Here is a 13,940-nt window from a genome sequence, read left to right on the forward strand (position 1 = left end):
TTAGAACTTGAAGTCGAGGCGAGCGTAATAATAGCCGCCTGACGTGCTGTAGGGACTGTGGCCATAATAGCTGTTGTAGGACCCGGCGCCGTTGATGAACGGTGACGTGCCCGCCGGGATGGTGACGCCCTGCAACAGGCTGGGCGTTTCGGGACGCTTGCCGAACAGATTGTTCGCGCCGACCGAGAAGGTCACGAAATCGGTGAAATCGTAACTGGCCTCCACGTCCGTAAGCGCCGTCGCCTTGACGACGCCTTCATAGGTGCAGGGTTGGTTGGCTGCCGTCAGCGTGGAGCAGGACACCTGGGGCGTGACGAGCACGCTGGTCTTGCCATAGAATGTTTCGCGCGCGTTGAACGTGAAGCGACCACTGGTGAAGAGGAAGCCGGCGACGATCTTATATTCCGGCGAGGCCCTTTCAATATTGCTTTCGGATACGGCGCTGAAGACCGTCGGGATTTTGTTCTGCGTGATCTTCGTCTTGTTGTAGTTCGCTGTCAGCGACAGGTCGAGTTTGCCGAAGTCCAGCGCGATCGGATAAGCGGCGGCGAAGTCGATTCCCCAGGTGCGCGTATCAATGCCGTTGGTGAAGCTAGCCACGCCCACGTTAGGAAGTGCCGGATCAAGGACGATACCCGCAGCGTTCAACGCGCTGAAGATGGCGGCGCCGCCGGGCTGCGTCACGCCGCCTTGCACCGCAAAGCGGGGAGCGGTGCCGGCGATGCGATCCTTGATCTTGATATAATAGCCGTCCAAGGTGATGGCGAGCTTGGGGATGGGACGCAGCACGACGCCGCTCGAAAAATTGGTCGATTTTTCGGGCTTGAGCGATTGGAAGCCCAACAGCACGGCAGCAGGCGTGCCGGCAGGGAGTTGCGCGACGGCGCTGGTCGGGCCGACGTTGATGGTCGAATATTTCTGCTCCGCCAGCGTGGGAGCGCGGAAGCCGGTGCTGACCGTGCCGCGCAGCGCGAAGGCGTCGCTGAAGTCGTAGCGGGTCGTGATCTTGCCGATGGTCGTGTCGCCGAAGTCGGTATAATCCTCATAACGGCCGGCAAGGTCGATGGACCAGTTTTCGATGGGTTCCGCGATCAGGTTGATATAACCCGCCCGCGAGCTGCGGCGGAACTTGCCCGCGTCGGTCGACTTGTAGCCGGGGAAGGACTGAACGCCGGTCTTGTAGGTCGAATAATAATCGCCCGCGACGATCTCATAGGTGTCCCGGCGATATTCGCCGCCGAACGCGAAGGTGAGGGGACCAGCCAGTCCGACTTCGAATTCCTTGCGGATGTCGGCGGTAACCGTGGTCTGGCTCAGGCGGAAGCCGCCGTCATAGGCCTTGTCCACCGTGTTGGGGACGCCGATTCCCTGCAACGACGCGGCGTAGCTTTCCTGCCAGACTTCGCGATGGGCCGACGCTTCGGTCCAGATGTCGTCCTTCTGATAGCCATAGGTGGTGCTGAGGTCGTAGTTCCAGCCCGAAGCCTCGCCCTTGGCGCCGACAGTGAAGCTATATTCGTCCTCGATCACATGCTGGAGCGGAACCATGCCCCAGGTGCCGGTGTTGCTGTAGCAGATATTGGGATTATAGGCCGCGGGCGTGATGCCGCCGCTAAGGTTGCCGGTTTCGTAGCAGATGCGCTTGGGATGGCGGTAGCCCTGCTTGGCGTAGCCGATGCGGCGGGCATAATCGCCGAAGCTGTACAGTTCGATCCCGCCGAAATCATAGCCCATATTGTAGAAGGCTTCGGTCAGGTAGGTTTTGGGTTGGCCGCCGTTGATGCCCGACAGGGCGTCGCCCGCCAGGTTGGACCATTGGGCGGGGGTGTTGGGCTGAAGCGTGCCGTCCGGCCTGGTGATCTGTACCTGCCCGGTGCCGACGGTGGTGTAATCCTGGCGGCGGTGGAACAGGCTCAGGTTGAAGAAGCCGTCTTCGCCCAGCTTGAAGCCCATATTGCCGGAGGCGGAGAACAGCTCGCCTTCGCTGTCATAATATTGGCCGCCCGTGATCTTGAAGCTGCCGCCCTCGTTGTTGTCCTTGAGGATGAAGTTGATGACGCCCGCAATGGCGTCCGTGCCGTAGACGGCCGCCGCGCCTTCCTGAAACACTTCGACACGGGCGATGGCGTCCGGCGGGATCAGGTCGATGCTGGGCGCGGCCGAACCCTGGAACGCGCCGGAGATCACCTGCAGGATGCCGTTGCCGTGGCGGCGCTTGCCGTTGACCAGCACCAGCGTGTGGTTCGGGCTGAGGCCGCGCAGGCGGGCGGAAAGCGAGAAGCTGGAAAGGTCGGTGCCCTGCGTCTGGGCGGTGAAGCTCGGCACGATCTGGGTCAGCACCTGGTTCAGGTTCGGCTGGCCGACATGGCTGATCGCCTCCTGGCTCAGCACCTGGATCGGCGCGGCGCTTTCGGCTGCCTGCATGCCGACGGCGCGGGTGCCGGTGACGATGATGGCGCCGCCGTCATCGACCTGCGGCGACTGCGCCTCCTGGGCCATCGCGCAGGCCGACCAGGACGAGGCCAGCACCAATGAAAGGCGAAGTGCGGATAATCTTGTCATCTATGCCCCCTGTTCTGCATTTATTTATGACAAGGGGCTCAACGAAGTTCCTGGACGAAACCTCTACCGCACCGCACAAAATGATAGAAAAAATTAAATATTTCTTCTTCATTTCCGCTAAAAATCAGGACAGGCTGCCATGCTGCGCGGCGAAATGGCAATTGATTAGGGCGCATGTGGCGCTGCGCATTTTGCAAGCGGCGCGCATGGCGGATTTTTGACCGAAGTTCGTTTAAATGAAATTCCGCCCTCAGCCGTCATGCCTGCCATGGTCGGCATGACGAGCGGGGGGGGGGATCAACTCGCCATCGCCGCCTCGATCAATGCGCGGCCTTCCCTGCTGTTCCAATCCATCGCGCCGACCACCCGCGCCGTTTCCCTGCCCTGCGCGTCATAGATCACCGTGGTGGGCAGCATGCCGGTGTTGTAGTGGAAGCCGAACTGGTTTTCCGGGTCGATCCAGCCCTTGAGATGCGGCAGCGGATGCTTTTCGAAAAAGGGCTTGATCACCGCCTCGCCCTGGCTGTCCTGCGATATGGTGAGGACGGCCAGGCCCTGTTTGCCATATTCCGCCGCCACCGCGTCCAGCGTCGGCATCTCCGCCACGCAGGGCGCGCACCATGTCGCCCAGAGGTTGACCAGCATCGGCCTGCCCGCGAAATCGCTCAGCTTCGCATCGCTCCCGTCAGGGTTCTGGAAGGTGAAGCCGGGGGCAGGCGTCCCCGCCTTCGACCTGTCGAGCGTATAGCTGAACGCGCCCTTCCCGCTCTGCGCCGGCCCGGTCGCCTCGCCGCTGGTGGCGTTCGGCCCTTGCCCGGCGGGCGGGGATTGCTTATCGCACGCGCCAAGGCCAGCCAGCAGGAGCAGTGTCATTACGCAGGGCAAGGAAGATCGCACGGGAAAAAGCTCCAACAGCATGTGGGGCGGACGCTTCGCGGCCGGTCCGGCTTCGGTCATGCGGGAGATAAATGCCTCCATCCCCTTCGACAAGCGCCTGTGGAAACAGGACATCGTCGGATCGAAGGCGCATGTCGCGATGCTGGCCAAGCAGGGTATCGTCGATGGCGAGGACGCGCAGGCGATCACCGAGGGGCTGACCCGCATCGCCGCCGAATATGAGGCAGACGGCGTGCCGGTGAACCTGGACCTGGAGGACATCCACATGGTCACGGAGTCGCGCCTCGCGGAACTGATCGGCCCGGCGGCCGGGCGGCTGCACACGGCCCGCTCCCGCAACGACCAGGTGGCGACCGATTTCCGCCTCTGGGTGCGCGACGCCATCGATGAGGTCGAGGCGGGCCTGCAGGGCCTGTCGGACATGCTGCTGACCCGCGCCGAGGAACATGCCGACGCGGTAATGCCTGGCTTCACCCATCTCCAGTCCGCGCAGCCGGTGACGCTCGGCCATCACCTCATGGCCTATCATGAGATGATCCGCCGCGACCGCAGCCGCTTCGCCGACGCCCGCGCCCGCCTCAACGAATGCCCGCTGGGCGCGGCGGCGCTGGCCGGGACGGGCTTTCCCATAGACCGTCACGCCACGGCGGCGGCGCTGGGCTTCGCCAAGCCGACCGACAACAGCCTCGACAGCGTGTCGGACCGCGACTTCGCGCTCGATTACCTGATGGCCGCGACCCAGTGCAGCCTGCACCTCTCGCGCCTGGCCGAGGAATTCATCATCTGGGCGAGCCAGCCCTTCGGCTTCGTGAAATTGCCCGACGCCTATTCGACCGGCAGCTCGATCATGCCGCAGAAGCGCAACCCCGACGCCGCCGAACTGGTGCGCGGCCATGCCGGGCGGATCATGGGCTGCATGAACGCGCTCTGCGTCACGATGAAGGGCCTGCCGCTCGCCTATTCGAAGGACATGCAGGACGACAAGCCGCCGGTGTTCGAGGCGCACGACCTGCTCGGCCTTTCCATCGCGGCGATGACCGGCATGATAGAGACGGTGACGTTCCGCACCGACCGCATGCGCGGCCTGGCGGAAAGCGGCTTCGCCACCGCCACCGACCTGGCCGACTGGCTGGTTCGCGAAGGCGACGTCCCCTTCCGCGAGGCGCACCACATCACCGGCCGCGCCGTCGCGGCGGCGGAGGCGGCGGGCGTGCAGCTTGCCGATCTGCCGCTGGAAACGCTCAAGGCCATTGATGCGCGGATCGATGAGCGTATCTATGCGGTGCTGACGGTCGACGCCTCGATCGCCAGCCGCAGGAGCCATGGCGGCACAGCGCCCGATCAGGTGCGCGCGCGCATTGCCGAGGCCCGGAAGAAGGCGAAAGGGCAGGGCAAGTGATGACCGCACGGATCGCCAAGGCATGCGCGCTCGCCGCGCTGGCGCTGACCCTGGCGTCCTGCGGCGGCCGCCAGCCGTTGAAGCCCCTGCAGGGTCAGCGCCTGCCCGCCGTGCCGGTGGGCGCTGCGGCCGCGCCGACCGCGGCGGAGCTGACCACGCCCCCCATTCAGGCGCGGCCGGAACGCAATGTCGAACTGCTGACCCAGTCCAGGGTGCGCGGCGACGACGAATTCGACCTGCCGCCCGAAAGCGACCCGCGCTAGATTTTGGCGCCGGCATTTCTAGGATAGACTGACTTGGACCATTTTACCTATGTCGATGGCGCGATGCTGGCGGAGCAGGTGCCGATGGCGGACATCGCCGCGCAGGTCGGCACGCCCGTCTATATCTATTCCACCGCGACCCTGACCCGCCATGTCGCCGTGTTTCGCGAGGGGCTGTCGCAAATCCACGATCCGCTGATCGCCTTCGCGGTGAAGGCCAATCCCAACGCCGCCGTGCTGGCGACGCTGGCGAAGCTGGGCCTGGGCGCGGACGTCGTGTCGGCGGGCGAATTGCTGCGCGCCATCGCGGCGGGCATCCCGGCGGAGCGCATCGTTTTTTCCGGCGTCGGCAAGACGGCGGACGAAATGCGCATCGCGCTGGAACAGGGCATCTACCAGTTCAATCTGGAAAGCGAACCCGAAGCGGAAATGCTCTCCGAAGTCGCCTTGTCGATGGGCAGGAAGGCCCCGGTCGCCTACCGCATCAACCCGGATGTCGACGCGGGCACCCATGCGAAAATCTCCACCGGCAAGTCGGAAAACAAGTTCGGCATCCCCTATGACCGGGCGCTCGCCAGCTATGCCGCCGCCCGCGACCTGCCCGGCCTGGACGTGCAGGGCGTGGCGGTGCATATCGGCAGCCAGTTGACCGACCTGACGCCGCTGGAGGCCGCCTTCATCAAGGTCGGCGCGCTGATCGAAAGGCTGCGGGCGGCGGGCCACGACATCCGCACCGCCGACCTGGGGGGCGGTCTCGGCGTCCCCTATGACCCGTCGCAGCCGCCGCCGCCCAGCCCCGCCGACTATGGCGCGATGGTGACGCGGATCACGCAGGGCTGGAACGTCCGCCTGATGTTCGAACCGGGCCGCCTGATCGTCGGCAATGCGGGCGTGCTGCTGTCGCAGGTGGTGCGGGTGAAGCAGGGCGCGCAGGCCCCGTTCGTCATCGTCGACGCCGCCATGAACGACCTGCTGCGCCCCAGCCTCTATGACGCATGGCACGACATCCGCGCCGTCCATCCGAAGGGGGAGCGTGCCGCCGCCAATGTCGTGGGGCCGGTGTGCGAGACCGGCGACACCTTCGCCATGCATCGCGACATGGACGTGGTGGGCGCGGGCGACCTGGTCGCCTTCATGACCGCGGGCGCCTATGGCGCGACCATGGCGAGCACCTATAACAGCCGCGCCCTGACGCCCGAAGTGCTGGTGTCGGGCGACAAATGGGCCGTGGTCCGCGCCCGTCCGCCGATAGAGGCGCTGATCCAGGGCGACAGCATTCCCGCCTGGATAGCGTCGGAAGGCGTGCAGGACTGATGCACAGCCTGCCCGTCTTCCTGCGGTTGCAAGGGCGGGCCGTCATCCTGACCGGCGAGGGCGAGGCGGCGGACGCCAAGCGCCGCCTGCTGGAACGGGCCGGGGCGCGCATCGTGGGCGAGGGGGAGGAGGCCGCGCTCGCCATCGTCGCGGACGGTGACGAGGCGACCGTGCAGAGGCTCCAGGCGCGCGGCATATGGGTGAACGCCACCGACCGGCCGGACCTGTGCGACTTCACTTTGCCCGCCATCGTCGACCGCGATCCGGTGCTGATCGCCATCGGCACCGGCGGCGCTTCGGCCGGGCTGGCCAAGGCGCTGCGGCAACGGCTGGAGGCTTTGCTGCCCGCTCGGCTGGGCGCGCTGGCGACGGCGCTGCGCGATGCGCGGGCCGCGATCCGCAAGCGCTGGCCCGACGCGGCGGCGCGGCGGCGCGGCATCGACGCCGGACTGGCCGCTGGCGGCCCGATCGATCCCTTGTCGGACGTTGGGGCGGACGCCGTGCCGGACTGGCTGGCCGGAAGCGGCGATGCCGATGCCGACCGGCTGGAGACGATCCGCCTGCTGTCCGCCGATCCCGACGATCTGACGCTGCGCGCCGCCCGCCTGCTGGGCGAAGCGGATCGCGTCTATCACGCGCCCGGCGTGCCCGCCGCCATATTGGACCGCGCCCGCGCCGACGCGGCGCGCGTCGCGGCAAGCGCACCACCCGGCCAACCGGGCGCAGGCCTGTCGCTCTGGCTGGAGATGGCGCCATGAGCCGGGTCTTCCTTTTCGAGGGCGGGCAGGCGCGGGAAATCTCGCTGGACGCCTTCTGCGAGCGGACGGAGGACGCGCCCTTCAGTTGGGTGCATGCCGACGGCTGGCGGGAGGATGCCCGCACGGTTGTGTCCCGCTGCGACCATATGCCGCAAGCCGCCCTGTCCGCGCTGCTGGCGCAGGAAACCCGCCCCCGCTGCACGCTGATGGGGCATGGCGCGCTGGTGAACCTGCGCGGGCTAGGCGCGGCGGAGGACGGGGTGGGCGATCCGCTGGTGTCGATCCGCCTTTGGGCCGAACAGGCGCGGGTGATCTCCGTCAGCTATCGTCCGCTCGCCGCGATGGAACCGGTGGCGGCGCAGATGCTGGCGGGCAGGATACGCGATCCGGGCGACCTGATCGCCGCCTTCGCGCAGCAGATCACCGAAGCGCTGGACCCCGAAGTCGCCGATCTGGGCGACGGACTGGACGAGATCGAAAGCGCGCTGACCGAACATGGCCCGGCGGAGGCGCGGCGGCGGGTGTCGGAAATCCGCGCCACCGCCATCGGCTATCGCCGCTTCATCGCGCCGCAGCGGCAGGCGCTGGAAAGACTGTCCGCCGCGGACGCGCCCTGGCTGGAGCCGGACGACCGGCTGCACCTGCAGGAAGCCGCCGACCGCTGCGCCCGCATGGCCGAGGAACTGGAGGCGGTGCGCGAACGCTCCGCGCTCGCCCATGAAGAATTGACCGACCTGCGCGCCGAACAGATGAACCGGCAGGCGCTGATCATATCGGTGGTGGCGCTGGTGTTCCTGCCGCTGACCTTCCTGACCGGCCTGCTGGGCATGAATGTCGATGGCATCCCCTATGCCCACGAACCCTGGGCCTTCTGGGGCGTGGTCGGCGTCTGCGTAGCCATGGCCGCCGGCATCAGCGGCTGGTTCGCGGCAACGCAATGGTTGAAGTGATGGCGTAAATCCTCCCCATCGCAGATGGGGAGGGGGACCGCTCGCGAAGCGAGTGGTGGAGGGGAACTGCGCAGGTCGAGCCTCTTCCGCCCAACCCGCCTAAAATCGCTCCCCAGCCCTAATTCCGCGCCGCGTTCAACCGCGCAATCTCGTCATGCAGCGCCTGGATCGACGACACCAGCCGCGCCCGGTCCGCCTGCATTTCCGCCAGCGCGTCCCGCGTTTCGCCCAGTTCCAGGGCGCGCCGGGCGATCCGGGCGTCCAGTTCGGCATTGTGCCGCGCCAGCGCGCCCACCTGCTCGGCCCGCGCGCACAGATGGCGCAGCCGCGCATCCAGCAGGTCGAAATCGAACGGCTTGACCACATGGTCGTCGGCGCCCGCGTCCAGCGCCTCCACCGCGGAGACCCTGTCGTTCCGCCCGCCGATCATGACGAAGCAGGCATTGTCGGCCAGGCCCGCCGCCCGGATCTTCCGCATCGTCGTCAGGGCGGGCAGCAGCGTCAGCCCCATGTCGATCAGGATGATGTCCACCGGCCGCGTGACCAGCATGTTGAGCGCGGAAAAGCCATGTTCCGCCAGCGCGACGTCATAGCCCAGATGCGACAGCCGCCGCGCCACGACGGCGCGGGACGTGGCGTCTTCATCGACCAGCAGAAGGCGCAATCGTCGGGGCGCCCGCCCATTTGCCTGGGCCTGCGCCCGTTGCGGCCTGCTGATGCTTTCGCGTTTCCAGAATTGCATGGCGTCCCACCTGTTGCAGGCGCGCAGCATAGGATCGGCGGGCAAAGAAATGGTTAACGGGCCGGCGGCGCATAGGCGCGCAGGAAACAGTCCAGCCCATGTTCGACATCGGCCTCGATCTGTTCCGCCGTCGCCCGTTCGATCTGTCCCCAGACCAGCGACTGGTGACAGCCCGACAGCATCAGGACGGCGAAGGTGCGTGCCGCCAGCTCGGGATCGGCGCGGCGCAAAAGGCCGCGGTCCATCGCCCTTTCCAGGAATTCGGCTATCAGCCGCCGCGTACTGCCGGGCGCATATTGGTAGAAGATCGCGCCCATTTCGGGAAAGCGGCCCGATTCGGACGCCACCAGCCGATAGAGCGCGATGCTTTCGGGCGAGGTGATTTTCGTGAGCAGGTTCAACCCCAGCGTCCGCAACGTTCCCGCAAGGTCGCCCTCAGGATCCAGGATTTCGGCGAGGCGCGCCCGATAGGCGGTGGTCGCGTCGTCCAGAACGGCGGCGAACAACGCCTCCTTGCACGGGAAATAGCTCCAGAGCGTGCCCTTCGATCCGCCCAGCGTCGCGGCGATCGACGACATCGTCGTCGCGGCATAGCCATTTTCCATGAAGGAACGCGACGCCACGTCCAATATGGCCTTGCGTCGATCTCTACGCCGTGCCTCTCTGCGGCTGAGCGGGGGAAGGGACTTTGTCATGAAATCGTACCATATAGTACGCTATTTCTGTTGACAAGGATTCGCAACCGGCGCAAAGCCTGATTTCATACTATCTGGTACGGTTTTTATGCCCGCGAGTCGCCATCCGAATCCTTCGCGCTTTTCCGCCCGGACCGGGCTTCTCGCCGGCGCGGCGTTGCTGTCCGCCTGCGCGGCTGTGCCGGACCTGGGTCCGCAGCCGGTCGCGCGCGGGCCGGCCAGCATCGCGGCGGAACGCAGCCTGCAGGCCGACAATGCCACCCAATGGCCGGCGGAAGGATGGTGGAAGGCCTATGGCGATCCGCAACTCGACGCGCTGATAGAGGAAGGGCTGAAGGGATCGCCGGACGTCGCCGCCGCCGCCGCCCGCTTCGCTGAGGCCAATGCCGCCGCGCAGCAGGCGGGCGCGCCGCTGCTGCCCGCGATAGACCTCGACGCCAATAGCGGCGTGACCAAGTCCAGCTACAATATGGGCATGCCCAAGGAATTCGTGCCCAAGGGCTGGCTGGGCACGGGCCGGGTGGCGCTGAATTTCGGCTTCGACCTCGACCTGTGGGGCAGGAACCGGGCGGCGCTGGCGGCGGCGACGTCCGAAGCGCGGGCGGCGGAGATCGACGCGCGGCAGGCGCGGCTGGCGCTGGCGACCGGCGTGGCCGACGCCTATGCCGACCTTGCCCGCCTGCATGACGAGCGCGACATCCAGGCGCGGGCGCTCGAAATCCGCACCGCCAGCCGGAAACTGGTCGCGGACCGCCGCGCCAACGGGCTGGAAACCCGCGGCAGCGAGCGGCAGGCGGACGCCACCGTCTCCTCCGCCAAGGCGCAACTCGCCGCCGCCGACCAGGCTATCGCGGTGCGCCGGCATCAGATTGCGGCGCTGATCGGCGCGGGGCCTGACCGCGGCCTTGCCATCGCCCGTCCCCGCCTGGGCAGGCCCGGCCCCCTCGGCCTGCCCGCGGACGTGACCACCGATCTGGTCGCCCGCCGCCCGGACATCGCCGCCGCGCTCGCCCGGACGGAGGCGGCGGCCAAGCGGATCAAGGTGGCCCGCGCCGATTTCTTCCCCGCCATCCGCCTGAACGCCCTGATCGGCGTCCAGTCGCTGGGCTACCAGACAGTGCTTCAGAACGGCGGCTTTGCCGGCGGCCCCAGCCCCTTCACCGACACGCTGTTCAAGAAGGATTCGCTGTTCGGCAATGCCGGCCCGGCGATCAGCCTGCCCATCTTCCACGGCGGCGCGCTCAGCGGCCAGTATCGCGGCGCCCGCGCCGTCTATGACCAGGCGGTGGCCAATTATGACAAGACAGTGCTCGGCGCCTATCAGCAGGTGGCCGACGCCGTGACCGGCCGCCAGGCGCTGGACCGGCGGCTGGCCGACGCCCGCGCCGCGCTGACCGCGTCGGAGGAAGCCTATGGCATCGCCCGCCAGCGCTATGAAGGCGGCCTCAACACCTATCTTGACGTGCTGAACGTGGAGGACCAGCTTCTGGCCGCCCGCCAGGCCGTCGCGGAGCTGGAGGCGAGCGCCTTCACGCTCGACATCGCCCTCATTCGCGCGCTGGGCGGCGGCTTTGCCGGAAACGGCGCGCAGACACAGCTCCAGTTGTCCAAGGATACGCCCCATGGCTGACGCCAAGCCCGAATTCACGTCCGACGCGAGCAAGGCCGACGCCGCGGCGCAGCGCATGGAAGCCCGGAAGAAATGGCTGCTGCGGCTGGCGCTGGCCGTGCTGGCCGTCGGCGCGGCCTATGCCCTGTGGTACCTGCTGGTCGGCCGCAACCATGTCAGCACCGACAATGCCTATGTGAATGCCGAAGTGGCGCAGGTGACGCCGCTCATTTCCGCCCAGGCGGTCGAGGTGCTGGTGACGGACACCCAGGCGGTCAAGCGCGGCGACATATTGGTGAAGCTGGACCCCACCAACGCCCGCATCGCCGTGGCGCAGGCGGAGGCCGACCTGGCCGAGGCCCGCCGCCGTTTCCGCCAGGCCGTCGCGACCAGCGGTTCGCTGGCCGCGCAGGTGGAGGCGCGGGGCGCCGACATCAGCCAGGCGCGGGCCCAGCTCGCGACGGCGCAGGCCGATTTCGAAAAGGCGCGCATCGACCTGCGGCGGCGCGAGGCGCTGGCCCCCAACGGCGCCGTCTCCGGCGAGGAACTGACCAGCGCGCGCAAGGCCTATGCCGCGGCGCAGGCGGCGCTCGACCTGGCGAAGGCCGGGGTGGCGACGGCCGAAGCGACGCGGGGCGCGGCCAGCGGGCAGCTTGCCGCCAATGACGCGCTGGTGCGCGGGTCCACCATCGACACCGACCCCGCCGTGCTGGCCGCCAAGGCGAAGCTGGAAAATGCCCGGCTCGACCTTGACCGCTCCGTCATCCGCGCCCCGATCGACGGCGTCGTGACCCGGCGGTCGGTGCAGGTCGGCCAGCGCGTCGCGCAGGGCAGCCCGATCATGACCATCGTGCCGCTCGCCAGGGTCTATGTCGACGCCAATTTCAAGGAACGCCAGCTCCGCCGGGTCAAGATCGGCATGCCGGCGACGGTCACGTCGGACCTTTACGGCGGCGGCGTCGTCTATCATGGCAAGGTGGTCGGCTTTTCCGGCGGCACGGGCGCGTCGATGGCGCTGATCCCCGCGCAGAACGCCACCGGCAACTGGATCAAGGTGGTGCAGCGCCTGCCCGTGCGCATCGCGCTCGACCCGCGCGAACTGGCCGAGCATCCGTTGCGCATCGGGCTTTCCATGGAAGCCGAAATCGACCTTTCCGGCGAATAAGGAAGCCGCCGGTGAGCCGCCCGACCGAGACGTTCACGCTCCTGTCGCCCCGTCATCGCCTGCTGGCGGGGATGACGCTGGCGCTCAGCAATTTCATGGTCGTGCTCGACCTGACCATCGCCAACGTCTCGGTGCCGCACATCGCGGGCAATCTGGGCATTTCGCCCGATCAGGGCACCTGGATCATCACCAGCTACGCCGTGGCGGAGGCGATCTGCGTGCCGCTGACCGGATGGCTGGCGCAGCGTTTCGGCGCCGTCAGGCTGTTCACCATGAGCATGCTGGGCTTTGGCCTTTTCTCGCTGCTGTGCGGCCTGTCCATGACGCTGGGCATGATCGTCGCCTGCCGCATCGGCCAGGGCCTGTGCGGCGGGCCGCTGATGCCGATGTCGCAGACCCTGCTGATGCGCATCTTCCCGCCGCAGCAGCGCGGGCGCGTGATGGGGCTGTGGGCGATGACGACCATGCTGGGCCCCGCCCTGGGGCCGATCGTCGGGGGATATATCAGCGACAACTGGAGCTGGCACTGGATCTTCTTCATCAACCTGCCCATCGCCGCCCTGTGCATCTTTTCGGCGCTGACGCTGCTGCGCCCGGTGGAAACCGAGCGGGTGAAGCTGCCCATCGACTATATCGGCCTTGCCCTGCTGGTCTTCTGGATCGGTTCCCTCCAGATCATGCTGGACATCGGGCGGGACCATGACTGGTTCGGCGATCCGATGATCGTCGCGCTGGCGCTGATGGCGGGAATCGGCTTCTGCATCTTCCTGATCTGGGAACTGACCGAGGAACATCCGATCGTCGACCTGCGCGTGTTCCGCCATATCGGCTTCACATCGGGCGTGTTCACCCTGGCGCTGTGCTTCGGCGCCTATTTCGCGGGCATCGTGATCATTCCCCAATGGTTGCAGATCTCGATGGGCTATACCGCCACCTGGGCAGGCCTGGCGGCATCCTTCGTCGGCATGTCCGCCATGGTCATCGCGCCGATCGTCGGCCGCGTCGTCGGCAAGCTGGACGTGCGCCTGATGATTTCCAGCGGCGTGCTCTGGATCGGCGCCGTGACGCTGTGGCGGGCGCACTGGACGACCGACGCGGATTTCTGGACGGTCGCGCTGCCGCAACTGGTCCAGGGTTTCGGCATGCCGCTGTTCATGATCCCGCTGACGACGCTGACCCTGGGATCGGTCCGGCCGGAGGAAACCGCCTCTGCCGCTGGCATGCAGAATTTCCTGCGCACGCTCGCCATCGCCATTTCCACCTCCATCGTGCTGACTGGCTGGGGCGACGGGCAGCGCGTGTCGCGCAACGAGATGGTCGGCACGCTCCATCCGGACGCGACCCTGGCCGACCTGACGAGCCGCGGCTTCACGCAGGAACAGGCGCGGCAGATGGTGGCGAACCTGGTCGACGCGCAGGCGATGGTGGTGTCGATGAACCACGTCTTCTTCATCGCCGCGCTGGTCATGTTCGCGGCGGCCGCCCTGGTGTGGCTGGCGCCGCGCCCCATGGCGAAGGTCGATACGTCCTCGGCGCACTGAACGGAGGGCGGAGGGCAGGGACGGCCCCTTGCCCCCGGAAGCGGC

13 protein-coding genes are annotated in these 13,940 nt (G+C 67.2%); 9 read left to right on the top strand and 4 right to left on the bottom strand.

Features of this window, described 5'->3' with window-relative positions; all coding sequences use genetic code 11:
• On the bottom strand, positions 1–2,562 hold the full coding sequence (locus tag SIDU_RS00525; RefSeq protein ID WP_025161090.1) for a TonB-dependent receptor plug domain-containing protein: 2,562 nt from the start codon (positions 2,560–2,562) through the stop codon (positions 1–3).
• Here SIDU_RS00525 and SIDU_RS00530 point away from each other — a divergent pair.
• Positions 2,532–2,783 (top strand): hypothetical protein, encoded by a 252-nt coding sequence (locus SIDU_RS00530; protein WP_007687571.1) that lies wholly within the window; start codon positions 2,532–2,534, stop codon positions 2,781–2,783. The genes SIDU_RS00525 and SIDU_RS00530 overlap by 31 nt on opposite strands.
• A gap of 76 nt (positions 2,784–2,859) precedes the next feature.
• On the opposite strand, the gene SIDU_RS00535 is transcribed toward SIDU_RS00530, so the two are convergent.
• Positions 2,860–3,435, bottom strand: a complete 576-nt coding sequence (locus SIDU_RS00535; protein ID WP_025161091.1) for a TlpA family protein disulfide reductase — start codon at positions 3,433–3,435, stop codon at positions 2,860–2,862.
• A gap of 43 nt (positions 3,436–3,478) precedes the next feature.
• On the opposite strand from SIDU_RS00535, the gene argH reads away from it, so the two are divergent.
• Genes argH through SIDU_RS00560 form a run of 5 tightly spaced genes read left to right on the top strand, consistent with a single transcriptional unit; the run spans position 3,479 to position 8,143 of the window.
• The gene (gene argH / locus SIDU_RS00540; protein ID WP_007687575.1) at positions 3,479–4,858 is read left to right on the top strand and encodes an argininosuccinate lyase; all 1,380 of its coding nucleotides are present in this window, start codon (positions 3,479–3,481) and stop codon (positions 4,856–4,858) included.
• Entirely contained in the window at positions 4,858–5,121 is a 264-nt protein-coding gene (locus SIDU_RS00545) for a hypothetical protein (protein WP_007687577.1), read from the top strand. Before argH ends, SIDU_RS00545 begins: the two co-directional genes overlap by 1 nt.
• Positions 5,122–5,154: 33 nt before the next feature.
• Positions 5,155–6,435 (top strand): diaminopimelate decarboxylase, encoded by a 1,281-nt coding sequence (lysA, locus tag SIDU_RS00550; RefSeq protein WP_007687579.1) that lies wholly within the window; start codon positions 5,155–5,157, stop codon positions 6,433–6,435.
• Complete coding sequence (locus tag SIDU_RS00555) at positions 6,435–7,193, top strand: precorrin-2 dehydrogenase/sirohydrochlorin ferrochelatase family protein (protein WP_007687581.1); 759 nt, start codon at positions 6,435–6,437, stop codon at positions 7,191–7,193. Before lysA ends, SIDU_RS00555 begins: the two co-directional genes overlap by 1 nt.
• Positions 7,190–8,143 carry a zinc transporter ZntB gene (locus SIDU_RS00560; protein WP_007687583.1) on the top strand — a complete coding sequence of 318 codons (954 nt, stop codon included), beginning with the start codon at positions 7,190–7,192 and terminating at the stop codon, positions 8,141–8,143. The genes SIDU_RS00555 and SIDU_RS00560 overlap by 4 nt, the downstream gene beginning before the upstream one ends.
• A 118-nt stretch (positions 8,144–8,261) precedes the next feature.
• Here the strand turns inward: SIDU_RS00560 and SIDU_RS00565 are convergent, their stop codons facing one another.
• Together SIDU_RS00565 and SIDU_RS00570 are read right to left on the bottom strand one after the other, a co-directional pair.
• Positions 8,262–8,885 (bottom strand): response regulator transcription factor, encoded by a 624-nt coding sequence (locus SIDU_RS00565; RefSeq protein WP_020821195.1) that lies wholly within the window; start codon positions 8,883–8,885, stop codon positions 8,262–8,264.
• 53 nt (positions 8,886–8,938) lie between these two features.
• Positions 8,939–9,580: a TetR/AcrR family transcriptional regulator gene (locus SIDU_RS00570; protein WP_025161018.1), complete on the bottom strand. Its 642-nt coding sequence runs from the start codon at positions 9,578–9,580 to the stop codon at positions 8,939–8,941.
• An 88-nt stretch (positions 9,581–9,668) separates the two neighbouring features.
• Here SIDU_RS00570 and SIDU_RS00575 point away from each other — a divergent pair, with 88 nt between their 5' ends.
• Genes SIDU_RS00575 through SIDU_RS00585 form a run of 3 tightly spaced genes read left to right on the top strand, consistent with a single transcriptional unit; the run spans position 9,669 to position 13,895 of the window.
• Complete coding sequence (locus SIDU_RS00575) at positions 9,669–11,210, top strand: efflux transporter outer membrane subunit (protein ID WP_007687587.1); 1,542 nt, start codon at positions 9,669–9,671, stop codon at positions 11,208–11,210.
• Positions 11,203–12,354, top strand: a complete 1,152-nt coding sequence (locus SIDU_RS00580) for an EmrA/EmrK family multidrug efflux transporter periplasmic adaptor subunit (protein ID WP_007687588.1) — start codon at positions 11,203–11,205, stop codon at positions 12,352–12,354. The genes SIDU_RS00575 and SIDU_RS00580 overlap by 8 nt, the downstream gene beginning before the upstream one ends.
• Before the next feature lie 11 nt (positions 12,355–12,365).
• On the top strand, positions 12,366–13,895 hold the full coding sequence (locus SIDU_RS00585; protein WP_007687590.1) for a DHA2 family efflux MFS transporter permease subunit: 1,530 nt from the start codon (positions 12,366–12,368) through the stop codon (positions 13,893–13,895).
• Positions 13,896–13,940 lie beyond the last annotated feature (45 nt).

It is taken from the genome of Sphingobium indicum B90A (assembly GCF_000264945.2).
GTDB classification, from domain to species: Bacteria; Pseudomonadota; Alphaproteobacteria; order Sphingomonadales; family Sphingomonadaceae; genus Sphingobium; species Sphingobium indicum.